This window comes from Pseudomonas sp. EB271-G4-1, from assembly GCF_058791355.1.
Map to the genome: position 1 here is coordinate 131,862 of NZ_JBYTEO010000001.1, position 23,226 is coordinate 155,087.

Consider the following 23,226-nt stretch of genomic DNA (forward strand, 5'->3'; position numbering starts at 1 on the left):
ATGTGGGAGCGGGCTTGCACGCGAAGAGGCCTTCAAGGCAATAAAATTACCGATCCGGTCGTACGCCGCGCGGACAACTCGGTCTGCGCCTTCGCTGCGTCCGCCAGTGGATAACGCTGGCTGATATCCACTTTCACTTTGCCGCTGATGATCATCTCGAACAGCTCATCGGCCATACGCTGCAGGTTTTCCGCGTTATTGGCGTAGGTCGCCAGCGTCGGCCGAGTGACGTACAACGAGCCTTTCCCCGCCAGAATCCCCAGGTTCACCCCGTCCACCGCCCCGGACGCATTGCCGAAGCTCACGACCAGCCCACGGGGCGCCGCGCAGTCTAGAGAGGTCAGCCAAGTGTCCTTGCCGACGCCGTCGTACACCACCGGGACCTTTTTGCCGTCAGTCAATTCCAGTACGCGTTGCGCGACGTTTTCATGGCTGTAGTCGATGGTCGCCCAGGCACCATTGGCCTTGGCCAGCGCGGCTTTCTGCGCCGAGCTCACGGTGCCGATCAACTTGACGCCCAAGGCCTTGGCCCATTGGCAGGCCAGGGAACCGACGCCACCGGCAGCGGCGTGGAACAGGATGGTCTCGCCACCCTTGAGTTCATAGGTCTGGCGCAGCAAGTACTGCACGGTCAGGCCCTTGAGCATCACACCCGCGGCCTGCTCGAAGCTGATGGCGTCCGGAAGGTGTACCAGGTTGGCCTCGGGCAAGACGTGGACCTCGCTGTAGGCACCCAACGGGCCGCTGCCGTAAGCCACGCGATCGCCGACCTTGAATCGGGTCACTTCGCTACCGACCGCTTCGACAACGCCCGCGCCTTCCGAACCGACACCCGATGGCAGGGCCGGTGGCGGATAGAGGCCGCTGCGGTAATAGGTGTCGATGAAGTTCAGGCCGATGGCCTTGTTGGTCACGCGAACCTGCTGCGGGCCGGGTTCGGAGGGCTGATAATCGACATACTCAAGCACTTCGGGGCCACCGTGGGCACGGAACTGGATACGCTTTGCCATCTGCACTCTCCTGAGATTGTTTTACCAAGCGCCCTATGGGACTGCGAAGCGTGATCTGCGTCAACTGCGACGAGCGCTTCGGCGGTGGTATGCTACGCGCCCATTTGCGCAGGCTGGCTCCTGTGGAGCGCCGCGTAGCTTTGCCCGATCCAAGGTGATGCCATGACTACCCGCACCGAGGCCGTAAAAGCCTACCTGCTCGATCTGCAAGACCGTATTTGCGCTGCCCTGGAGGCCGAAGACGGCGGCACGCGCTTCGTCGAAGACGCCTGGACCCGGCCTGCCGGCGGTGGCGGACGCACCCGAGTGGTCGAAAATGGCGCGGTCATTGAAAAGGGCGGCGTCAACTTTTCCCACGTCTTCGGCACCGGTTTACCACCGTCGGCCAGTGCCCACCGGCCGGAACTGGCCGGACGCGGTTTCGAGGCCCTGGGTGTGTCGCTGGTGATCCACCCGCACAACCCGCATGTACCGACTTCCCACGCCAACGTGCGGTTTTTCATCGCCGAAAAAGAAGGTGAAGAGCCGGTCTGGTGGTTTGGCGGCGGCTTCGACCTGACACCGTACTACGGCAATGAAGAAGATTGCGTGCACTGGCACCGCGTCGCCGAACAGGCCTGTGCGCCGTTCGGTGCGGACGTCTACCCGCGTTACAAGGCCTGGTGCGACAGCTACTTCTACATCAAGCATCGCCACGAACCGCGGGGAATCGGCGGCTTGTTTTTCGATGACCTGAATGAGTGGGATTTCGACACCAGCTTCGCGTTCATGCGTGCTATCGGTGACGCCTACATCGAGGCGTACCTGCCAATCGTGCAGCGCCGCAAAAACGACGCCTATTCCGCCAAGCAGCGGGAGTTCCAGGAGTACCGTCGTGGGCGTTACGTCGAATTCAACCTGGTCTACGACCGTGGCACCTTGTTCGGGCTGCAATCGGGCGGTCGCACCGAGTCGATTCTCATGTCGCTGCCGCCGCAAGTCCGCTGGGGTTACGACTGGAAAGCCGAGCCTGGCAGCGAAGAAGCACGCCTGACTGAGTATTTCCTGCAAGATCGCGATTGGTTGGCCAAGGCCTGAACGAGGAATCCAGATGGACCGTTACGTCGTATTCGGTAACCCGATTGGCCATAGCAAATCGCCGTTGATTCATCGTCTGTTCGCCGAGCAGACCGGGCAGAAACTCGACTACAGCACTTCACTGGCGCCCCTCGATGATTTTTCGAGCTGTGCCCGGGCGTTTTTCCTCGAAGGCCGTGGCGCGAATGTGACAGTACCGTTCAAGGAAGAGGCTTATCGCCTGGCCGACAAACTCACGGCGCGGGCACAGCGGGCCGGCGCGGTAAACACACTGAGCAAGCTGGAAGATGGCAGTTTGCTGGGCGATAACACCGACGGTGCTGGCCTGGTACGGGACCTGACGGTCAATGCCGGGTTCAGCCTCAAGGGCAAGCGCATCCTGCTGCTCGGTGCCGGCGGCGCAGTGCGCGGTGCGCTGGAGCCGTTGTTGGCTGAGCAGCCGGCGTCGGTGGTCATCGCCAACCGTACGGTGGACAAGGCCGAGTTGCTGGCCGAACTGTTCTGCGATCTGGGCCCGGTATCGGCCAGTGGTTATGACTGGCTTCAAGAGTCGGTAGACCTGATCATCAATGCGACGTCCGCGAGTCTGTCGGGCGATGTTCCGCCGATTGCCACCAGCCTGATCGAACCGGGCAAGACGGTGTGCTACGACATGATGTACGGCAAGGAGCCGACCTCGTTTTGCCGTTGGGCCAGCGAGCATGGCGCGGCGGTGTCGATGGATGGGCTGGGGATGTTGGCCGAGCAGGCGGCGGAAGCCTTCTTCCTGTGGCGCGGCGTGCGTCCGGATACGGCGCCGGTGCTGGCCGAACTTCGTCGGCAACTGGCTGAGTAAGACCCCCTGTAGGAGCGAGCCTGCTCGCGAAGAACCCAAGGACAACGCATGCATCCTGAATGCACGCGTTATCGTTGACGTCCATCGCGAGCAGGCTCGCTCCTACACGTATTAGGTTGTTTCAGTCTTCAAACCGGATCGGGCATTTCTCTGCCCCTTCCAGCTTCCTCAATTCATCCACCACCTGCGGCCGAGCCCGGCGCAGGGTCAGGCTGCGGTCCTGGCGCAGTAACCGCCGTGCTTCCTGATGCAGCATCTCAACCCCTGAATAGTCGATGAAGTTGATCTGCTGCGCCTCGATCACCACGCGTGCACCCTGCATTCGTTGCAGGCGAACTTGCAGGTAGTGGCTGGCGCCGAAGAAGATCGAGCCGCCGACCCGCAGAATGTCTTCATCGCCGTCACGCAAATGCTGCACCCGTGGTTGCGAGGTGCGCTTGAGGTAAAAGAACAGCGATGCCAGCACCCCGGCATAGATCGCTGTCTGCAGTTCCAGCAGCAGCGTGGCGACACAGGTCAGGCCCATGACCACGAACTCGGCGCGGCTGACCCGTAGCAACGCACGAATGCCACGATGGTCCACCAGGCCCCAGGCGATCAGCAAAATACTGCCGGCCATGGCCGGGATGGGAATGTGTGCGATCAGACTGGCACCGAAGACGGCGAACAACGCTACCCACAAAGCCGAAAAGACTCCCGCCAACGGCGAACAGGCCCCCGCTTCGTAGCTCAGGCCTGAACGGGTGAAGGAGCCGGCCGACAGCGATCCGGAAAAAAACGCGCCGACAATATTGGACAAGCCTTGGGCGCGGACTTCCTGATTGGCGTCGAGCAACTGTTGCGAGCGCGCCGACAGCGAACGGGCAATCGACAGGCTGGTGACCAGCCCGAGCATTCCGACCGCCACGGCACTGGGCAGCAGGCGCAGGATCAGGTCGAGGTCCAACGGCAATGGGCTAAAAGGCGGTAGCTTACCGGTGAAGGCGCTCACCAGTTTTACGTGACCGAACATGGAGGGCCAAAGCCAGACCATCACGGCAGCCAGCACCAGGGTAATCAACAGCGTCGGCCAGCGCGGCAAGCACAGCTTGAGGATCAGCCCGACCGCCACGGTGGCCAATCCGAGAATGAGCGAAGGTTTATCCACTTCACCCAGGTGTGTGGTCAGTGTGATGAAACTGTCCAGTGCGGTGGCCTGGCTGGGCAGCTCCAGCCCCAGCAAGTTGGGCAACTGGCCAACGGCAATGACCACCGCCGCGCCGAGGGTAAAGCCAAGCACCACCGAATGAGAGACGAAATTGACCAGCGCACCAAAGCGCAGCAACCCCAGCAGCCACTGGAAAATCCCTGCCAGAAGGGTCAGCAACAGGATCACGGTGACGTAGTCCTGCGTCGCAGGAATGGCCAGGGGACTGACGCTGGCGTACAGGACGATGGAAATGGCCGCCGTCGGACCGCAGATCAAATGCCACGACGAGCCCCACAGACAAGCGATCAACACCGGGATGATCGCCGCATACAAGCCGTATTCCGGTGGGAGGCCGGCAATCAGTGCGTAGGCGATGGATTGCGGCAACGCGAGAATCGCGCCACTGAGGCCGACGATCAGGTCACGACCGACGCTGGCGCGGGTTTGCCTGGGTAACCATGTGAGGAATGGGAAGAGTGAATGGCGGCTGGGAAGGGCCATGGGTCCTCTCGGATTGGGTTTTGCACAAGGTTAACAGACGCTGATCGTTCCCATGCTCTGCGTGGGAATGCCGCCATGGACGCTCCGCGTTTGCCCTTGGAGTGTGACGCGGAGCGTCACGGGATGCATTCCCACGCAGAGCGTGGGAACGATCAGTGGCGGGAGTTAGAGCTTGGCTTTCACTGCCGGTAACGCATCCTTGCCATCCACGGTCTTCACGCCATCGAGCCACTTGTCCAGCACTGCCGGGTTGGCCTTGATCCACGCCTTGGCCGCATCGGCATTGCTGACTTTCTTGTTCACCACCTCGGCCATGATGCTGTTCTCCATCTCTTGGGTGAAGCTCAGGTTGGTGAGCAGCTTGCCGACGTTCGGGCAGGCCTGTGCATAACCTTTGCGGGTCAGGGTGTGGACGCTGCCGGTGTCGCCGAAGTATTTCTCGCCACCCTTCAGGTAATGCATTTTCAGCTGCACGTTCATCGGGTGCGGTGTCCAGCCGAGGAAGGTCACGAACTTCTGTTTCTTCACCGCGCGGGACACTTCCGCAAGCATGGCCTGCTCGCTGGATTCGATCAGTTTCCATTGACCCATGTCGAAATCATTTTTCTTGATGATCTCTTGCAGCGAAATGTTTGCCGGTGCACCAGACCCGATGCCATAGATCTTGTGGTCGAACTTGTCGGCGTATTTGTTCAGGTCGGCAAAGTTATGCACACCCGCATCCCAGACGTAATCCGGGACAGCGAGGGTGAACTCGGTGCCGTCGAGGTTCTTCGCCAGTTGCGTGACGTCCCCGGTGGCGATGAACTTGTCGTAGAAACCCTGCTGCGCCGGCATCCAGTTGCCGAGGAAAACATCCACCTGGCCATCCTTGAGCCCGCCAAAGGTAATCGGCACCGCGAGGGTGTCGACCTTGGCCTTGTAGCCCATGCCGTCCAGCAGAAACCCGGTAATGGCGTTGGTTGCGGCGATATCGCTCCAGCCAGGGTCGGCCATTTTCACCGTCTCGCAACTTTGATCGGCATACACCGATGCACTGCCCAGGGCCAGAAGTCCGACCGTCAGTACTGTGGATAACTTTTGCATGGACTTCCCCTTAACATTATTGGTTTTGGCAGGGTTGTGGATAACGTGCTTTGCGCTCCAGATCGTCGAGGTCGATGTGATTGCGCATGTATTGCTGACTGGCATCCACCAGTGGCTGGTGATCCCAGCTCTTCAGCTTGCCGATGGTCAGGGCATCGGCGACGAAACGCCGGCGCCGCTGGCTCGCGAGCACCTGTTGATGGATAGCTGGAATGTCCCATTTGGCGCGAGCTTCGGCGAGAAATTCGTCGAAAAGTTGACGATGTTGCGGCGATTTGCTGAGTTCTTCCAGTTCTCGCGGGTCATTGCCTACATCGAAGAGCAGGCAAGGGTCATCTTCACTGTAGATGAATTTGTAAGCGCCACGACGAATCATCATCAATGGACTGATGGTGCCTTCGGCCATGTATTCGCCGAACACTTCATCGTGCCCGCCCTGCCCTTGCAAATGCGGAACCAGCGAACGGCCATCGAGCGGCAAGCCCGGTTCCAGAGTGCCGCCGGCCAGTTCTACAAAGGTCGGCAACAGGTCGGCGGTGGATACCGATGCACTGACCCGGCCGGCGCCGAATTGCCTTGGAGCACTTATCAACAGGGGGACACGAGCGGCCATTTCATACCAGTGCATTTTGTACCAGAGGCCCCGTTCGCCCAGCATGTCACCGTGGTCGCCGGAGAATACGATGATGGTGTCATCGATTAGCCCAGTATCCTCGAGGGTTTGCAGGAGTTTGCCGACGTTGCTGTCGATATAGCTGCAAGCACCGAAGTAGGCGCGGCGAGCGTCGCGGATTTTATCCACAGGCAATGGTTTGTCCCACAGGTCATAAACCTTGAGCAATCGCTGGGCATGCGGATCGAGTTGGTGTTGATCCGGTGTTTCCGGCAAAGGAATTTCGGCGTCGTCGTACAGGTCCCAGAAAGCCTTGGGAATCGTGTACGGGTCGTGGGGGTGAGTCATCGAAACCGTCAGGCAAAACGGCTGCTCGCCATCCTCGCGAATGTGGTCGAACAGGTACTGCTGGGCCTTGAACACTACCTCTTCATCGAAATCCAGTTGGTTGGTGCGCACGCAAGGGCCTGCCTGGAGAACCGACGACATGTTGTGGTACCAGGTCGGACGCACGTCCGGTTCGTCCCAGTTCACGGCCCAGCCGTAGTCGGCCGGGTAGATATCGCTGGTCAGGCGTTCTTCATAGCCGTGCAATTGGTCCGGACCACAGAAATGCATTTTGCCTGACAGCGCAGTGCGATAGCCGAGGCGCCGCAGGTAATGGGCATAAGTCGGCACATCGGCCGGGAAATCCGCCGCGTTGTCATAAGCCCCGATCTTGCTCGGCAGCTGGCCGCTGACCAGGGTAAAGCGCGAAGGTGCGCACAGCGGGCTGTTGCAATAAGCGCTGTCGAATACCACGCCCTCGGCGGCGAGGCGGCTCAGATTAGGCAATTTGATAGGCGAAGGACCGTAGAACGGCAACATTGGCGCGGCCATTTGATCGGCCATGATGAAAAGAATGTTCTTGCGCTTCATGTGATCGCGGCATTCCATAGTGGATGTTTATGCGAGAGTGCTGGGGTCGAGGATGTAACCCACACACTTTGCGGTAAAGCCCACGGGCGGCAATGACTAGGATAAGCACTGCTTATGTATGACGCGCTTGGTGACCTTTCTCTGGATTTGCTCCGCGCTTTCGAATCAGCGGCCCGTCAACGCAGCTTTACGGCGGCGGCGGTCGAGCTGGGAACCACGCAGCCGGCGGTCAGCCAGCAAATCAAGCGACTGGAGGAGCAGTTGGGGGCTCGACTGTTCGACCGCATCTATCGCGGCATTGAACTGACTGAGTCAGGTGCTATCCTTTTCGAGCAAGTTCAGCTGGGTTTGCAGAATATCGATGCAGGATTGAGCGCGATCAGCGCCCAGCATCAGCATGAAGTGCTACAAGTCGCCACCGATTTTGCCTTTGCCGCCTATTGGCTGATGCCTCGTTTGCACCGCTTTCACGCGGCCAACCCACAGGTCGACGTCAGTCTGGTGACCAGTGAACGTAGCCATAACATGTTGCGCAGCGACATCGATGTGGCAGTGCTGTTCGGGGATGGCCGCTTCAAGCAGGGCGAGAGTCATTGGTTATTCAGCGAGGAAGTGTTCCCGGTGTGCAGCCCGCAACTACTGAATGATCGCACCCTGCCCCTACCCGCTCGATCATTGTTGGAGTTTCCACTTCTGCACCTGCGTGGCGAAAACAGCAGCCACTGGTTTGACTGGAGCGGTGTCTTTCGCGAGTTGGGCATCACTTCGCCCCCGGCGCCCGGCCAATTGCGTTTCGATAATTACACCTTGTTGATTCAGGCCGCCATTGGCGGCCAGGGCGTGGCGATTGGCTGGCGGCACCTTGTGGATAACTTGCTGGCACAAGGTTTGTTATGTCGGCCGATTGCCGAAACGGTGATCTCCAGGCTGGGTTATTACGTGGTTTTGCCGCAGCGCAAGCGGCGTGGCGCCTTGATCCAGCAGTTTTTCGATTGGTTGATGGCCGAGCAGGCCAGCAGTGAGCAATCGTTGAACGGGATGGCACTGCCCTCAATTGCGATCTAGTTATCGGTGGCAACAAAATTTACGTGCTCGCCAATATGCAGGTTCAGATGCAACTCATCAGCGATCCCCACTGCCGTGCGGGCCAAACGTGCGAGCGGCTCGGTCAGTCCCGGCTCAAGGTTGCCGCCGATTTGACTGAAGTGCTCGATGGTCAGCCCCGGCACCCCGCGCGGGGCGTTTACCATCGTCCAGTGCAAGGGGCTGCTTTGTAGCGCTTCGCGGATTTCTTCGGCGGCGTGGCGTTGCAACCCGTCCTCGAACTCCGGATCGTCCAGCACCTCGAAATCCCCCACTAGAAACAATCGGGTAATGCCTGCTGCCTGCATGCCATCAAGCAATGCATCCACCGCCAGCACCTGCTCGACCGGGCCGGGCACAATGTTTTTTTCCACGTGTTCACTATTGAATGGCAACCCCGGTGCGTCTAATAAACAGATGACCGCCGAACTGCCGGCCACGCTTTGCTTGACCCGTTGTGCGTCGAACAGGTCGCCGGCCTTGGTACGCAAACCCGGGCGCGGCGCCAGCGCCGTCAAGTCATCGAGAATGGCGATCACTTCATGTTGGCGCCGCAACATTTCAGCCATCAGCGCACTGCCCAAGCTACTCATGGCACCATAAAGCACCACTTTCACCACCGGGGTTTCGGCATTTTTCATGGCTGAACTCCCTTGTTCTCTTTCCTGTATGGCATTTGACCTTTAGGAAACGGTGAGGGTTCGACTCGGTTTTGGAGGGATTCAGATGCAACAGATCAAGGGTTACCACGCCCATGTCTATTTCGATGCCAGCACCATCGACCAGGCGCGAGCCCTGTGTGAGCAAGCGGCACAATTGTTCCCGCTGAAAATGGGCCGGGTGCACGAACGCCCCGTCGGCCCGCACCCGGACTGGAGCTGCCAACTGGCGTTCGGCCCTGAACTGATCGGTGATGTGCTGCCGTGGTTGGCGCTCAACCGCAAGGGGTTGGTGGTGTTCCTGCACCCCGACACCGGCAACGATCTGCTGGATCACAGCGAGCACGCGATCTGGATGGGCGCGATTCGCCCGCTCGACCTGTCTATTTTCTGATCAGAGTGTTTCTTCGGCTTCGCCCGGTAAATGCTCATCCAGATGCAACCACGGCAGGCGGCTGTCGGTCCAGATGTGGCGTTCGGCCGGGGCCCGCTCCGGGTGATCGAGGGTGGCGATGGTCACGTCGATGCTGCCCGGGCTCAGGTGAGTCTCCAATGCCAGTTGCGCCCCACAGTTGCCGCAAAAATAGCGCGCGCAGGTTGGCGAAGAGTCGTACCGCGCCGGTTTTCCCGCGAGCCATTGAAAGGTTGTCGCCGGCACAGTGATCCAGGTGGTCACGATCCCGCCGCTGACCCGCCGGCAAATCGAGCAATGGCAATGGGCGATATCGTGTAAAGGCCCGCTGAATTGATATCGCAGTTGTCCGCAGTGGCAGCCGCCTGTGTGAAAGTCGACCATTCCTTTTCCTCCGGATGCGTTTTCACTGGCGTCTTCGCGAGCAGGCTCGCTCCCACAGGGGATCAAAATCATTGTGGGATCGAGCCTGCTCGCGAAGGGCACAACTCGGTTTCCCCTCCCTGCCCCGGTCCGACGACCGGTTGCACATCCGGTCAATGCTTTCATCGGCGAAAGCTGGCTGAAAGCTTCCACGATTAGGATCGCCCTCACTGCCGGCAACAGACCGGTTGGCTAAAGCGAATGTTCGATTGTTCGCCCAGCCCATTAAACAACAACAATGGTGACCCTGATGTCCTCTTCTATCCGCCGCTTCGCTGCAACTCCGCCCGTACGTCTCGTGCTTCCCGTTCTGCGCTGATCCCATCCGATCCGCCCATTTCCCTAGCCGCGCTACGCCTGGAGTATTCCCATGCTGACTTTCCTTGGCTTCGCCATGGTCATCACGTTCATGTTCCTGATCATGACCAAGCGCCTGTCCGCGTTGATCGCCTTGATCATCATCCCGATCGTTTTCGCCTTGTTTGGCGGTTTCGGCCCGAAAATCGGCCCGATGATGCTCGAAGGCATTACCAAGCTCGCGCCAACCGGCGTGATGCTGATGTTCGCGATTCTCTATTTTGCCCTGATGATCGACTCCGGCCTGTTTGACCCGGCCGTGCGCAAGATCCTCAAAATGGTCAAGGGCGACCCGTTGAAAGTGTCGGTGGGTACCGCCGTCCTGGCGCTCGTCGTTTCCCTCGACGGTGACGGCGCGACCACCTACATGATCTGCGTGGCCGCCATGCTGCCGCTCTACAGCCGTATCGGCATGAGCCCGCGGATCATGGCCGGCTTGATCATCCTCGCCGGTGGCGTGATGAACATGACTCCGTGGGGTGGCCCGACCGCCCGTGCCGCCAGTGCGCTGCACGTCGATCCATCGGCCATCTTCGTGCCGATGATTCCCGCGATGGCCGCCGGTGTCCTGGCCATCCTTGCCATTGCCTACTTCTACGGCAAACGTGAACGTGCGCGTCTGGGAGAGTTGCATCTGGTCGGTGATGAGGTGGATCACAGCGAGATCACCGTTTCGCAATTCCCGGATGCACGTCGGCCAAGCTTGATCTGGTTCAACGGCGCCCTGACCCTGGTCCTGATGTGCACCCTGATCGCCGGCCTGTTGCCGCTGCCGGTGCTGTTCATGGTGGCGTTCAGTATCGCGATGATCGTCAACTACCCGTGCCTGCAACAGCAGAAGGATCGCGTCGCGGCCCACGCTGGTAGCGTACTGGCGGTGGTCGGGCTAATCTTTGCCGCGGGTATCTTCACCGGTATCCTGTCGGGCACAGGCATGGTCGATGCCATGTCCAAAAGCCTGCTGTCGGTGATTCCGGACTTCCTCGGCCCATACCTGGCAGTGATCACGGCGTTGGTGAGCATGCCATTCACCTTCTTCATGTCGAATGATGCATTTTATTACGGCGTGTTGCCGGTACTGGCCGAAGCCGCCAGCCATTACGGTATTACCGCGGTGGAAATGGCACGTGCCTCGATCGTCGGTCAGCCCGTCCACTTGTTGAGCCCGCTGGTACCATCGACTTACCTCTTGGTGGCCCTGGCTGGCATCGATTTTGGTGATCACCAGCGCTTCACCCTGAAGTGGGCAGTGCTGGTTTGCATGTGCATACTGGTTGCCGCATTGCTGATGGGGATTTTTCCGCTGTTCAGCACTCTATAAGCCCAAGACTCACCATTTCGGGTCCAGGCTTCGCGGTTTGAAGTCGGGGCCCTTTTTGGTTTAACAATCGCTCAAAGGAATACACATGGAATGGCTGACCAACCCTGAAATCTGGGTTGCCTTCTTTACCCTGACTGCCCTGGAAATCGTCCTGGGTATCGATAACATCATCATGATTTCGATCTTGGTCAGCCGGATGCCCAAGCACATGCAACAGCGCACCCGGATTTTCGGCCTGGCGCTGGCCATGATCACGCGGATTCTGTTGCTGTTGTCGATCACTTGGGTCATGCGCCTTACCGCCGACTTGTTCGAAGTGTTCGGCCAGGGTATCTCCGGGCGTGACCTGATCCTGTTCTTCGGTGGCCTGTTCCTGCTGTGGAAAAGCTCGCAAGAGATGTACCACGCGCTGGAAGGTGAAGACGAAACCGATGACGAGCCTTCGATGAAGGGCGGCAACTTCCTCTACACCATCATCCAGATCGCGATCATCGACATCGTGTTCTCCCTGGACTCGGTGATCACTGCCGTCGGCATGGTTTCCCACGTACCGGTCATGGTGGCGGCGATTGTCGTGGCGGTGTTGGTGATGATGCTAGCCTCGGGCACGATCAGCGCGTTCATCGACAAGCACCCTTCGCTGAAGATGCTCGCGCTGTCGTTCCTGTTGATCGTGGGTACGGTGCTGATCGCCGAATCCTTCGACGTGCACGTGCCAAAAGGCTACGTCTACTTCGCCATGGCGTTCTCGCTGGCGGTGGAAGCGATCAACATCAAGATGCGCACCGCCATTGCAAGAAAGAAAAAGCAGCAGGACCCGGTGAAACTGCGCAAGGACATTCCGGGGCAGTAACTGGAATGTTGTGCTGAACAAAAGGGGCCTTGAGAGGCCCCTTTTTTGTCTGCATCAAACTGTTTTCATGACAGTTTCATTTCAATCGCTTCTTTAGCTATGCGATGCTGGCGCCCAGACCGTTAGCCAACTACAGCTTAATTACAGAACGTAGAATGTCGCGCGGCACCGCCAACTTGCTCCTTTGGGGCGCTACCACCACAGGGGGCCAGCATGCTCACCCTGCTCAATTTGCTCTCAGCCGTGGCCTTGCTGATCTGGGGCACGCATATCGTCCGAACCGGCATCTTGCGGGTCTACGGTTCCAACCTGCGCCACGTCATCGGCCAGAACATGTCCAAGCGCTGGCTGGCGTTCATCTCGGGGATCGTCGTGACCGCGATGGTCCAGAGCAGTAACGCCACGGCGATGCTTGTCACGTCGTTCGTCGGCCAGGGCCTGATGGCGCTGACCCCTGCTATGGCAACCATGCTGGGGGCCGATGTCGGTACGGCGTTGATGGCACGGGTGCTGACCTTCGATCTGTCATGGCTCTCGCCACTGCTGATTTTTCTCGGGGTGATTTTCTTCCTGTCGCGCAAACAGACGCGACTAGGGCAAATGGGCCGGGTCAGCATCGGCCTGGGGTTGATCATTCTGGCGCTGCAACTGATTGTCGAAGCAGCCGCGCCGATCACCAACGCCCAAGGGGTGAAAGTGATTTTCGCCTCTCTGACCGGCGACATTTTGCTCGACGCCCTGGTCGGCGCGTTGTTCGCGATGATTTCCTACTCCAGCCTGGCGGCGGTCCTGCTGACCGCAACCCTCGCCGGCGCCAGCGTGATCAGCCTGCCGGTGGCCATCGGCCTGGTGATCGGCGCCAACATCGGCAGCGGCATTCTCGCGTTCCTCAGCACCAGCATGCAGAACGCCGCCGGCCGCCAGGTGGCGCTGGGCAGCCTGTTGTACAAGATGATCGGGCTGTTGCTGATCATTCCCGTGCTCGACCCCTTGGTGCACTGGATCGACAGCCTCGACTTCAGCCCCCAGGAAATGGTCATCGGCTTCCACCTGCTCTACAACACGGCGCGTTGCCTGATCCTGCTGCCCAGTGTCGGGCCGATGGCCAGGTTCTGTGCGTGGATACTGCCCGAACGTCCGCAAACCAACGGTATGGCCAAACCCCGGCACCTTGACCCGACAGCATTGGTCACGCCAAGCCTGGCATTGGCCAACGCGGCCCGGGAAACCCTGCGCATGGGCGATCTGATCGACAACATGTTGGAAGCCATGCTCGACGTGCTGCACGGCAAGCAAACTGCAGTGACCCAGGAGGTGCGTCGTCTGAGTGATGACGTGGAGGCGCTCTACAGTGCGATCAAGCTGTACCTGGCGCAAATGCCCCGGGAAGACTTGAGTGACCAGGACAGCCGGCGCTGGGCGGAAATCATCGAGCTGGCGATCAACCTCAAGCTTGCCAGTGACTTGATCGAGCGCATGCTGCGCAAAGTCCAGCAACAGAAAACCTCCCAGCGCCGGTCGTTTTCCGAAGTGGGTCTGGAAGAGTTGGCCGGGCTGCACAGCCAGTTGATCTCCAACCTGCGCCTGGGCTTGTCGGTTTTCCTGAGTGCCGACAAGGAAAGTGCCCGCCAGTTACTGCGTGAGAAACGTCGCTTTCGCGCACAGGAACGCCGCCTGGCCCACGCTCATGTCAGTCGTTTGCAACGTAAGATCGTGCAAAGTATCGAGACCAGTTCGCTGCACCTGGAGTTGATTGCCGACATGAAGCGTTTGAATTCGCTGTTTTGCAGCAGTGCCTATGTGGTGCTGGAAACTTCCGACACTGGGGCGCTGGCCGTCGACGATTTGGCTGACATCACGCATTCGCCTTGAACGTCTGGCACGGTGGTCAGTCAGTAACATTGGTTTCGGGTTCAAGATCATCGCGAGCAGGCTCGCCCCCACAGTTGATTTGAGAAGCCTCTGTGGGAGCGAGCCTGCTCGCGATGGCTGCCTGGAAAGCGACACGGATCTCCAATCAGCCGTATGGAAGCTCGTTATGCGTTGTCTGTTGTTCGCCTGTCTGTTGCTTGGCTCATTCCCTTCGTTTGCCCTGGATCGCTTCCAGGTCGAAGGCTACACCCTGCGCAACGGTTTGCAGTTGGTGCTCAAGCCCGCCCCTGAGCGCGGCCACGTGGCGATCCGGTTGGTGGTCGGGGTAGGCCTGGATGATTTCGGTTGCGCCGATAAAGAACTGCCACACCTGCTCGAACACCTGCTGTTCAGCGGCATCGACGCCAGCGGTGAAGGCGGCCTGGAGGAGCGCATGCAGGCGCTGGGTGGCGAGTGGAATGCTTTCACCAGCAACGCCGACACCACCTTTGTGATCGAGGCCCCGGCGAAAAACCAGCGCAAGGTGCTCGATCTGCTGCTGGCGTTGCTGACGCAGACTCATTTCGACGACGACGCCATCCACGCCGCCAAGCAAGTGGTCGAGCGTGAAGATGGTGGCCACTACACCCACCTGCAACGCTGGCTGGATCGACAGGACCTGGGCAATACCGCCAGCAAACAACTGGCCGTGGAACTGGGCCTCAAATGCCCTGAGCGTGCGCAAGTCCATCACCTGACCCGCGAACAGCTGGAGAACGTGCGCAAGGGCTGGTACGCGCCCAACAACATGACGCTGATTGTCGTCGGCGACCTCGACCGCTTGCTGCCGGCCTATCTGGATCGGGCTTATGGCGCGTTGACCGCCATCGACCCGACAGAGCACCCGCCCCTGCCACAAATCCAGGCCAGCGCGGCCCATGAGCGCAACCTGATTCGCGGCTTCGTCGGTGGTGGGGCCAAGCTGCACTGGCTGGTACCGGAGCCGGTGCTGGACAATCAGCACGACGAAACCTTCGACCTGCTCAAGGACTATCTGGACTGGGCACTCTATCGCCAACTGCGCCTGGCGCACAGCTTGTCCTATGGTCCCTGGGCCGAGCGTGAGGTGTTTGGCGGCGTTGGCTTCATGAGCCTGAATGCCGACCTGGATCGCGACGACGTGGCCGAAGCGCAAGAGGTGCTGGATGAGCTGAAGGCCGGTTTGCTCAAGGATGGTCTCAACGCCGAGACCTTCAATCGCCTCAAACAGGCCGCCATCGCCCGCCAGTCGTGGGCCGTTCAAGGCAACAGCGCCCTGGCCGATTACTACTGGAGTTCCTTGGGAGACTATGCAGACGGCCGTTTCGCCAACCCGGTCAGGGAATTGCAAGCCGTCACGCTGGCGCAAGCGAACAAGGCCATGCGCGAATTGCTCTTGCAACCGGGCTATGTGCGGATCGAAAAACCGTTGGTGAGTTATGACCAATTGATGTGGATGATCGCCGGGTTGTCGGGATTGTTGCTGCTGAGCCTGGCGGCGTGGCGTTTTCATCGCAGAAAGTAAGCACTTTCGCTGATGAGGCGGTAACCTGTCAGGGATTTTTCCTACGACTAATGTGAACCGCCGAATGCCGACCCTGACCCTCTTCGTCCAGCGCATCCTCGAGCTGATGAAGCGTTACCCCGGGGTCATCGCGGCCGGTGGCTTTATCTCCGGAATCGGCAGCTTCATTCTGGTGGATCGCCAGCAGGGTCTGGCGAGCTGGATCACCACCATCATGCTGATCAGCTGGGTCTGGCTAATGCTGGAAAACAGCCTGACCAAGCTGTTCACCAGAATCTTCAAGCGGGAAATTCCCCAGCCTCTTCTGCGTTATGCGACGCAGATGATTCACCAGGAAAGCCTGTTCTTCGTCCTGCCGTTCTTTTTCATCACCACGACGTGGAACAGCGGCCAGTTTTTCTTCACCGGGCTGTTGGGTATCGCGGCGCTGATTTCCATCATCGACCCGCTCTACTACAAGTGGCTGGCACCCCGGCGCTGGGCGTTCCTGGCGCTGCACACCCTGACCCTGTTCGCCGCCCTCCTCACCGCATTGCCGGTGATCATGCACCTGACCACCTCGCAAAGCTTCAAATGGGCACTGGGCATCGCCGTGCTGTTGTCGTTTCCCAGCCTGGCGTCGATCTTTCCGATCCGCACCGTGCGCAATGCCCTGGCGATCCTGAGTATTACCGTGGGAATCGGCGGTGTCGGCTGGGTGCTACGTTCGTGGGTGCCACCCGCGACCCTGTGGATGACCGACGTGGCCATCAGCACGCAGATGCAGGATCGCACCCCCGGCGCCAGCCTCGAAGAAGTCAGCGCCGAGCAGATCCGCGGCGGTGGCCTCTATGCCTACACGGCGATCAACGCGCCACGCGGACTGGACGAGCGGATTTATCACGTGTGGCAATTCAACGGCAAAGAGGTCGACCGCATCCCTCTCGATATTCACGGTGGACGCAAGGAAGGCTACCGGGCCTGGACTCACAAGCAGAACTTCCCTGGCAATCCGGCAGGCAAATGGCAGGTGCGGGTGTTGACCGAAGACGGCCAATTGATCGGTGTGCTGCGCTTCAAGGTATTAGACAGCACACCGGTCAAAGAAAAGTGAGTGAGTTCGTGATATTACATAGCTCTGCGTAATAGCCGAAAAAGCACGGAGCTTATGACCAGTAGCACAGTGGCCGGCAATGCCCAACTGGATACCTCGCACTCCCCGCCTCAGATTCGGGTGACGGGAGACTGGACGCTTGCCCATTACGCCGACCTCAAGCACCTGAGTGAAAAGCTCGAAGGCCAGTACGACGACAGCACCCACATCGACCTCAATGGCCTCGGGGCCCTTGATACGGCCGGCGCCTCGCTGCTGGTGGAACTGTTGGGTTCCGAGCGCCTGGGTCGATCCGCCGAACATCCCGATTGCACCCTCTCCACTGCCGACCGCGCGTTGTTGCAAACCGTCTATCAGTCGATGACGGATTTCTGCGTGCCGCTCAAGGAGCCGGAAATCAGCGTCGGCATTCAATTGCTGACCCGCATCGGCCGCGCGGTGGACGCGGTCTGGCAGGACACCCTGCAATTGTTGGGGTTCGTCGGCCTGATTCTGGAAACCATCGTGCGTGGTCTGTTTCGCCCCAGCCGCTGGCGCATCACGCCGATGGTGGCGCACATCGAACAGACCGGTCTCGACGCCGCGCCCATCGTTGCACTGCTGACTTTTCTGGTGGGCGCCGTGGTGGCCTTTCTCGGGGCGACGGTGCTGACCACGTTCGGCGCCAGTGTGTTCACGGTGGACCTGGTGGCGTTTGCCTTCTTGCGCGAATTCGGCGTGCTGCTGACCGCAATCCTGATGGCCGGGCGCACCGCCAGTGCGTTCACCGCGCAGATCGGCTCGATGAAGGCCAACGAGGAAATCGACGCCATTCGCACCCTGGGTCTCGACCCGATCGAGTTGCTGGTGGTGCCGAGGGTCCTGGCGTTGCTGGTCGCCTTGCCAATGCTGACCTTTCTGGCGATGGTCTCGGGGATTATCGGTGGCGGCGTCGTTTGCGCAGTAGCGCTGGATATTTCGCCAGCGATGTTTCTGTCGCTGCTGCAATCGGACATCGGCGTCCAGCACTTTCTGGTGGGGATCGTCAAAGCGCCGATCTTCGCGTTTCTCATTGCAGCGATCGGTTGCCTGGAAGGCTTTAAAGTCAGCGGCAGTGCGGAGTCCGTCGGCGCTCACACCACGTCCAGCGTGGTGCAGTCGATTTTCGTGGTGATCGTGCTCGATGCCGTGGCCGCGCTGTTTTTCATGGAGATGAGTTGGTGAGTCGTTTACCCCGAGCGCCCGCCGAGGCGGTGATCGAAGTCCGCGGGCTGTGCAATCGTTTCGGTAGCCAGAGCGTGCACGAAAACCTCGATCTGGATCTGTACAAGGGCGAGATCCTGGCTGTGGTCGGTGGTTCCGGCAGCGGTAAGTCCGTGCTGCTGCGCAGCATCGTCGGTTTGCGCCAGCCCAGCGAGGGCGTGGTGAAAGTCTTCGGTAAAAACCTGCCGACCCTGCCTGAGCACGAGCGCTCCCTGATCGAACGGCGCTTTGGAGTGCTGTTCCAGAAAGGCGCCCTGTTCTCTTCGTTGACGGTGACCGAGAACGTCGCCCTGCCCCTGATCGAACACGCGGGATTGAGCCGTGACGATGCCGAGCACTTGGCGGCGGTAAAACTGGCCCTGGCTGGCTTGCCGCTGTCGGCGGCGGACAAGTACCCCGCGTCCCTGTCCGGCGGCATGATCAAGCGTGCGGCACTGGCACGGGCCTTGGCGCTGGACCCGGACATCCTGTTTCTCGACGAGCCCACCGCCGGTCTCGATCCGATTGGTGCCGCCGCCTTCGATCAACTGATCCTGACCCTGCGCGATGCCTTGGGCCTTAGCGTGTTCCTGGTGACCCACGACCTCGACACGCTCTACACCATCACCGACCGCGTGGCGGTGCTGGCGCAGAAGAAAGTGCTGGTGGCCGATGCCATTGATGTCGTCTCGGAAACCGACGATGCATGGATTCACGAATACTTCCATGGCCCTCGCGGCCGCGCGGCGCTGACGGCCGCTCAACAGCTCAACGAGGTCTGACATGGAAACCCGAGCCCATCATGTATTGATCGGCCTGTTCACCGTGATTGTGGTGACAGGCGCCCTGCTCTTTGGCCTTTGGCTGGCCAAGTCCAGTGTCGACACCGAGTTCAAGGACTACGAGGTTGTGTTCAACGAGGCGGTCAGTGGTCTATCCAAGGGCAGCCCGGTGCAGTACAGCGGGATCAAGGTCGGCGACGTGGTGCTGCTGCGGCTGGACCCGAAAGACCCGCGTCGGGTGCTGGCCAGGATTCGTCTGGGCGGCGACACACCGATCAAGGAAGATACCCAGGCCAAGCTGGCGCTGACCGGAGTCACCGGAACATCGATCATCCAGCTCAGCGGCGGTACGCCCCAGAGCCCGCCCCTCAAGGGCAAGGACGGCAAACTGCCGACCATTGTCGCTTCGCCCTCGCCCATCGCCCGGTTGCTCAATGACAGCAACGACCTCATGGCCGGAGTGAACATGCTGATGCACAACGCCAACCTGATGTTTTCCACGGAAAACATCGAGCGCATCAGCAAGACCCTGGAGCATCTTGAAGTCACCACCGGCACCATCGCCGACCAGCGTGGCGATATCCGCCAGGCCATGCAGCAACTGGCGGCGGTCGGCAAACAGGCCAGCACCATGATGGAACAGACGTCGACGCTGATGCGCAGCGCCAACGGCTTGCTCAATGATCAGGGCAAGCAGATGTTCGGCAGCGCCGAACAAGCCATGAAATCCCTGGAACAGAGCAGCGCGACGATCAACAAGCTGCTCAGCACCAATCAGGACTCGTTGAACAGCGGCATGCAGGGCCTCAATGGCCTGGCCCCGGCAATACGCGAGCTGCGTGAAACCCTGACCTCGTTGCGCTCCATCTCCCAACGCCTTGAGGCCAACCCCAGCGGTTACCTGCTGGGCAGTGACAAGAACAAGGAATTCACCCCATGAAGCTGTCCGCCCTCGCCCTCCTCGCCAGCTTCACATTGATCAGCGCCTGCTCGATCCTGCCCAAGCCCGAACCCTTCGATCTCTATCGATTGCCTTCGGCGCAAAGCAGTGTGACGCCTGCTCACGCCACGCCGCAGCGCTGGTCGTTGCGCCTGAACAAACCCCAGGCCAGCGAAGCGTTGAACAGCCCGAACATCGCCGTCATCCCCCAGGGTGACGTGATCAGTAGCTACAAGGGCGCACGTTGGAGCGACCCTGCGCCGGTGCTGATGCGCAATCGCCTGCTCGATGGTTTCCAGCGTGATGGCCGGGTGACGCTGCTTAGCACCGATGACAGCAACTTCCAGGCGGACCTGGAACTGGGTGGCAGCTTGCAGGCGTTTCAGACCGAATATCAGGGTACAAACGCCGGCGTGATCGTGCGCCTGGACGCCTTACTGGTGCGTGGTTATGACCAGCGCATCCTCGCCAGCAAACGTTTTGAAGTGCGCCAGCCTTTGAGTGATGTGAAGGTGCCGGCGGTGGTGGCCGGATTTGGCCAGGCCAGCGATCAACTGACGACGCAGGTGGTGGCGTGGGCGGTTGAGCAAGGGCAAAAGGTCGCACCGCCACCAAGGCCGTGAACCTGGCGCAAACCCCTGTAGGAGCGAGCATGCTCGCGATGGACGCCAAAGCAACGCTGGTTACCAGACACCCCGCGTTATCGTTGACGTCTTTCGCGAGCATGCTCGCTCCTACAGGGGATTGTGGTTAGCCGAAGAACCAGTAGCAGACCCCGATGGCGCCCAGTACACCGGCCAATTCCGCCAGTAACGCACACCCCACCGCATGCCGCGCTCGCTGGATGCCCACTGCGCCGAAGTACACCGCCAGCACATAGAACGTGGTTTCTGTACTGCCCTGAACCGTCGCCGCCACCAGTGCCGGGAAGCTGTCCACACCCGATGTTTTCATCGTTTCGATCAGCATCGCCCGGGCGGCGCTGCCGGAGAAGGGTTTGACCATCGCCGTTGGCAGCGCATCGACGAAGCGCGTGTCCCAGCCGGCCCATTCCACCAGGTGACGAATCCCGTCCAGGCCGAAATCCAGGGCGCCGGACGCCCGCAACACGCCTACGGCGCACAGCATCGCCACCAGATATGGCAGCAGGTTCTTCGCCACGTCAAAGCCTTCCTTGGCGCCTTCGACGAACGCTTCGTAGACCTTGACCTTGCGCAACGCGCCAATCACCAGAAACAGCATGATCAAGCCAAATAGCGTCAAGTTGCCGAGGATCGAAGACAAACCCGCCAGTGCAGTCGCTGACATCGTTCCCAGAAGCGCCATGAAACCGCCGAGGGCGAGGGCGCCGGGAATCAGGTACGCCAACACCACCGGGTCCCAGACGCGCAGGCGTTGCATGAAGGCTACGGCCAGGAAACCGACAATGGTCGAGCAACTGGTGGCGAGCAGGATCGGCAGGAACACCAGCGTCGGGTCGGGCGCACCTTGCTGGGCGCGGTACATGAAGATCGTCACCGGCAGCAGGGTCAGGGAGGAGGCGTTGAGCACCAGGAACAGGATCTGCGCGTTACTGGCAATCGTATCGCTGGGATTGAGCTCCTGCAGCGCCTTCATGGCCTTGAGGCCGATGGGCGTGGCGGCGTTATCCAGGCCCAGGCCGTTGGCGGCGAAGTTCAGGGTGATGAGACCGATGGCGGGGTGGCCAGGCGGGACTTCCGGCATCAGGCGCAAGAACAGCGGCCCGAGGGCCTTGGCCAGCCATTCGACGATCCCGGCCTTCTCGGCGATCCGCAGAAAGCCCAACCACAGGGTGAGGGTACCGAACAGCAGGACCATGACTTCGACGGACAACTTGGCCATGGCGAAGATGCTTTCCACCATCGCCGCGAAGATCCCGGCGTTGCCGCCGATCAACCATTGCGCCAGCGCCGACACGGCAGCCACGATGAAGAAGCCAAGCCACAGGCCATTAAGCATCAGTCAAATCCCCCAAAAGATGCGCGAATGATAGCGGGGTGGCCAGAAACGACAAACCCCGGATTTCTCCGGGGTTTGTCTGGTATTACATTAGTTGCTGGAGGTTTCACCCGCTGGCAGCTTTTCCTTGCTGCGCCAGTGCGGCAGGGAGTTCCAGTAGCGCTGGCCCTTGGCGTCGTCGTACATGCCTTCCCAACGAGCGATGACCAGCACGGCCAGGGCATTGCCGATCACGTTCAGAGCGGTACGTGCCATGTCCATGACACGGTCGACACCGGCGATGAATGCCAGGCCTTCGAGCGGGATGCCGACGCTGCCCAGGGTAGCGAGCAGGACTACGAAGGACACGCCAGGTACACCGGCGATGCCCTTGGAGGTGACCATCAGGGTCAGCACCAGCAGCAATTGCTGGCTGATCGACAGATCGATGCCATAGAGCTGGGCAATGAAGATGGCCGCAATGCTCTGGTACAGGGTCGAACCGTCCAGGTTGAACGAGTAACCGGTTGGCACGACGAAGCTGCAAACGGCTTTGGGCGCGCCATAGGCTTCCATTTTTTCGATCACACGCGGCAGCACGGTTTCGGAGCTGGCGGTGGAGTAGGCCAGTACCAGCTCATCCTTGAAGATGCGCATCAGCTTGAGCACCGAGAAGCCGAACAGTCGAGCGATCAGGCCCAGCACCACGAAGGCGAAGAAGGCGATGGCGAAGTAAACCAGGATGACCAGTTTTGCCAGTGGCAGCAGGGAAGCGAAGCCGAAGTTGGCCACGGTCACCGCGATCAGTGCGAATACGCCGATCGGTGCGTAGTTCATGATCATGTGGGTGACCTTGAACATGCTTTCCGAAACGCCCTGGAACATCTTCACCAGCGGTTCGCGCAGGTCCGCCTGCAAGCTCGACAAACCGAGGCCGAACAGCACAGAGAAGAAAATGATCGGCAGCATTTCGCCGCGAGCCATGGCCGCGAAGATATTCGACGGGATCAGGTTGAGGATGGTTTCGATGAACGCATGTTCATGCTGAACCTCAGCAGCTGTTGCCTGGTACTTGGAAATGTCCACAGTGCCCAGGGTGCTCATGTCGATACCGGCACCTGGATGGAACAGGTTGGCCAGCAGCAGACCCACCACAATGGCGATGGTGGTGACGATCTCGAAGTAGATGATGGTCTTGAGGCCGATGCGCCCAAGTTTCTTGGCGTCACCGACGCCAGCAATGCCGACGATCAGGGAAGATATGACGATCGGAATTACGATCATCTTGATCAGACGGATAAAGATATCGCCTGCCGGTTGCAGGACGTTGCTGATCCACCAGGCTTTTTCGGCACTGAAATGGTTGAGCAGCGCACCGATTGCAATCCCCAATACCAGACCGATGAGGATCTGCCAGGCGAGGCTAAGCTTTGCCTTCTTCATATCTTTACCCTTACTTCAGTTTGACTCGGGCAGATG

General features: G+C 59.9%; 21 protein-coding genes. 13 read left to right on the forward strand and 8 right to left on the reverse strand.

Annotated elements, in window-relative coordinates:
* Positions 1 to 32: 32 nt before the first annotated feature.
* A complete protein-coding gene (locus tag AC3WWR_RS00625; protein ID WP_020798006.1) occupies positions 33 to 1,010 on the reverse strand; it encodes an NADPH:quinone reductase in 978 nt (325 codons plus the stop codon).
* Between the two features lie 162 nt (positions 1,011 to 1,172).
* Between AC3WWR_RS00625 and hemF the strand changes: the two genes are divergently transcribed.
* Together hemF and aroE are read left to right on the forward strand one after the other, a co-directional pair.
* Positions 1,173 to 2,087 carry an oxygen-dependent coproporphyrinogen oxidase gene (gene hemF, locus AC3WWR_RS00630; RefSeq protein ID WP_033045431.1) on the forward strand — a complete coding sequence of 305 codons (915 nt, stop codon included), beginning with the start codon at positions 1,173 to 1,175 and terminating at the stop codon, positions 2,085 to 2,087.
* A 13-nt stretch (positions 2,088 to 2,100) separates the two neighbouring features.
* Positions 2,101 to 2,922, forward strand: coding sequence for a shikimate dehydrogenase (gene aroE, locus AC3WWR_RS00635; RefSeq protein ID WP_033045432.1), 822 nt, complete (start codon positions 2,101 to 2,103; stop codon positions 2,920 to 2,922).
* A gap of 121 nt (positions 2,923 to 3,043) precedes the next feature.
* Here aroE and AC3WWR_RS00640 read toward each other — a convergent pair whose 3' ends face one another.
* The 3 genes from AC3WWR_RS00640 to betC all read right to left on the reverse strand — a co-directional run bounded on the left by AC3WWR_RS00640 (position 3,044) and on the right by betC (position 7,229).
* Positions 3,044 to 4,612, reverse strand: coding sequence for a SulP family inorganic anion transporter (locus tag AC3WWR_RS00640; RefSeq protein ID WP_033045433.1), 1,569 nt, complete (start codon positions 4,610 to 4,612; stop codon positions 3,044 to 3,046).
* A 165-nt stretch (positions 4,613 to 4,777) separates the two neighbouring features.
* Complete coding sequence (gene choX, locus AC3WWR_RS00645; RefSeq protein WP_033040456.1) at positions 4,778 to 5,698, reverse strand: choline ABC transporter substrate-binding protein; 921 nt, start codon at positions 5,696 to 5,698, stop codon at positions 4,778 to 4,780.
* A gap of 16 nt (positions 5,699 to 5,714) precedes the next feature.
* Positions 5,715 to 7,229, reverse strand: a complete 1,515-nt coding sequence (betC, locus tag AC3WWR_RS00650; RefSeq protein ID WP_492598391.1) for a choline-sulfatase — start codon at positions 7,227 to 7,229, stop codon at positions 5,715 to 5,717.
* A 114-nt stretch (positions 7,230 to 7,343) separates the two neighbouring features.
* Here betC and AC3WWR_RS00655 point away from each other — a divergent pair, with 114 nt between their 5' ends.
* The gene (locus AC3WWR_RS00655; RefSeq protein WP_492598392.1) at positions 7,344 to 8,294 is read left to right on the forward strand and encodes a choline sulfate utilization transcriptional regulator; all 951 of its coding nucleotides are present in this window, start codon (positions 7,344 to 7,346) and stop codon (positions 8,292 to 8,294) included.
* Here AC3WWR_RS00655 and AC3WWR_RS00660 read toward each other — a convergent pair.
* On the reverse strand, positions 8,291 to 8,953 hold the full coding sequence (locus tag AC3WWR_RS00660) for an NAD(P)-dependent oxidoreductase (protein ID WP_492598393.1): 663 nt from the start codon (positions 8,951 to 8,953) through the stop codon (positions 8,291 to 8,293). The two genes, AC3WWR_RS00655 and AC3WWR_RS00660, sit on opposite strands and share 4 nt — an antisense overlap.
* A gap of 85 nt (positions 8,954 to 9,038) precedes the next feature.
* Between AC3WWR_RS00660 and AC3WWR_RS00665 the strand changes: the two genes are divergently transcribed.
* The gene (locus AC3WWR_RS00665; RefSeq protein ID WP_492598394.1) at positions 9,039 to 9,365 is read left to right on the forward strand and encodes a DOPA 4,5-dioxygenase family protein; all 327 of its coding nucleotides are present in this window, start codon (positions 9,039 to 9,041) and stop codon (positions 9,363 to 9,365) included.
* Here AC3WWR_RS00665 and AC3WWR_RS00670 read toward each other — a convergent pair whose 3' ends face one another.
* Positions 9,366 to 9,767 carry a GFA family protein gene (locus AC3WWR_RS00670; RefSeq protein WP_020798014.1) on the reverse strand — a complete coding sequence of 134 codons (402 nt, stop codon included), beginning with the start codon at positions 9,765 to 9,767 and terminating at the stop codon, positions 9,366 to 9,368.
* A 409-nt stretch (positions 9,768 to 10,176) separates the two neighbouring features.
* Between AC3WWR_RS00670 and AC3WWR_RS00675 the strand changes: the two genes are divergently transcribed.
* The 9 genes from AC3WWR_RS00675 (at position 10,177) to AC3WWR_RS00715 (ending at position 20,411) form a co-directional block, all read left to right on the forward strand.
* Positions 10,177 to 11,484, forward strand: a complete 1,308-nt coding sequence (locus AC3WWR_RS00675) for a CitMHS family transporter (protein WP_020798016.1) — start codon at positions 10,177 to 10,179, stop codon at positions 11,482 to 11,484.
* 85 nt (positions 11,485 to 11,569) lie between these two features.
* Entirely contained in the window at positions 11,570 to 12,337 is a 768-nt protein-coding gene (locus AC3WWR_RS00680) for a TerC family protein (RefSeq protein ID WP_020798017.1), read from the forward strand.
* Positions 12,338 to 12,550: 213 nt separating this feature from the next.
* Positions 12,551 to 14,209 (forward strand): Na/Pi cotransporter family protein, encoded by a 1,659-nt coding sequence (locus AC3WWR_RS00685; protein WP_168757031.1) that lies wholly within the window; start codon positions 12,551 to 12,553, stop codon positions 14,207 to 14,209.
* A gap of 166 nt (positions 14,210 to 14,375) precedes the next feature.
* Positions 14,376 to 15,752 (forward strand): M16 family metallopeptidase, encoded by a 1,377-nt coding sequence (locus AC3WWR_RS00690; RefSeq protein ID WP_020798019.1) that lies wholly within the window; start codon positions 14,376 to 14,378, stop codon positions 15,750 to 15,752.
* Positions 15,753 to 15,816: 64 nt separating this feature from the next.
* On the forward strand, positions 15,817 to 16,845 hold the full coding sequence (locus tag AC3WWR_RS00695) for a DUF5924 family protein (protein WP_020798020.1): 1,029 nt from the start codon (positions 15,817 to 15,819) through the stop codon (positions 16,843 to 16,845).
* Between the two features lie 54 nt (positions 16,846 to 16,899).
* Positions 16,900 to 18,048: an ABC transporter permease gene (locus AC3WWR_RS00700; RefSeq protein WP_020798021.1), complete on the forward strand. Its 1,149-nt coding sequence runs from the start codon at positions 16,900 to 16,902 to the stop codon at positions 18,046 to 18,048.
* Positions 18,045 to 18,848: an ABC transporter ATP-binding protein gene (locus AC3WWR_RS00705; protein ID WP_020798022.1), complete on the forward strand. Its 804-nt coding sequence runs from the start codon at positions 18,045 to 18,047 to the stop codon at positions 18,846 to 18,848. The genes AC3WWR_RS00700 and AC3WWR_RS00705 overlap by 4 nt, the downstream gene beginning before the upstream one ends.
* A gap of 1 nt (position 18,849) precedes the next feature.
* A complete protein-coding gene (locus AC3WWR_RS00710; RefSeq protein ID WP_020798023.1) occupies positions 18,850 to 19,788 on the forward strand; it encodes an MlaD family protein in 939 nt (312 codons plus the stop codon).
* The gene (locus AC3WWR_RS00715) at positions 19,785 to 20,411 is read left to right on the forward strand and encodes an ABC-type transport auxiliary lipoprotein family protein (RefSeq protein WP_492598395.1); all 627 of its coding nucleotides are present in this window, start codon (positions 19,785 to 19,787) and stop codon (positions 20,409 to 20,411) included. The genes AC3WWR_RS00710 and AC3WWR_RS00715 overlap by 4 nt, the downstream gene beginning before the upstream one ends.
* A 127-nt stretch (positions 20,412 to 20,538) precedes the next feature.
* On the opposite strand, the gene AC3WWR_RS00720 is transcribed toward AC3WWR_RS00715, so the two are convergent.
* Together AC3WWR_RS00720 and gltP are read right to left on the reverse strand one after the other, a co-directional pair.
* Positions 20,539 to 21,768: a nucleoside recognition domain-containing protein gene (locus tag AC3WWR_RS00720; RefSeq protein ID WP_020798025.1), complete on the reverse strand. Its 1,230-nt coding sequence runs from the start codon at positions 21,766 to 21,768 to the stop codon at positions 20,539 to 20,541.
* Positions 21,769 to 21,858: 90 nt separating this feature from the next.
* Positions 21,859 to 23,190 (reverse strand): glutamate/aspartate:proton symporter GltP, encoded by a 1,332-nt coding sequence (gene gltP / locus AC3WWR_RS00725; protein ID WP_020798026.1) that lies wholly within the window; start codon positions 23,188 to 23,190, stop codon positions 21,859 to 21,861.
* Between the last annotated feature and the right edge of the window lie 36 nt (positions 23,191 to 23,226).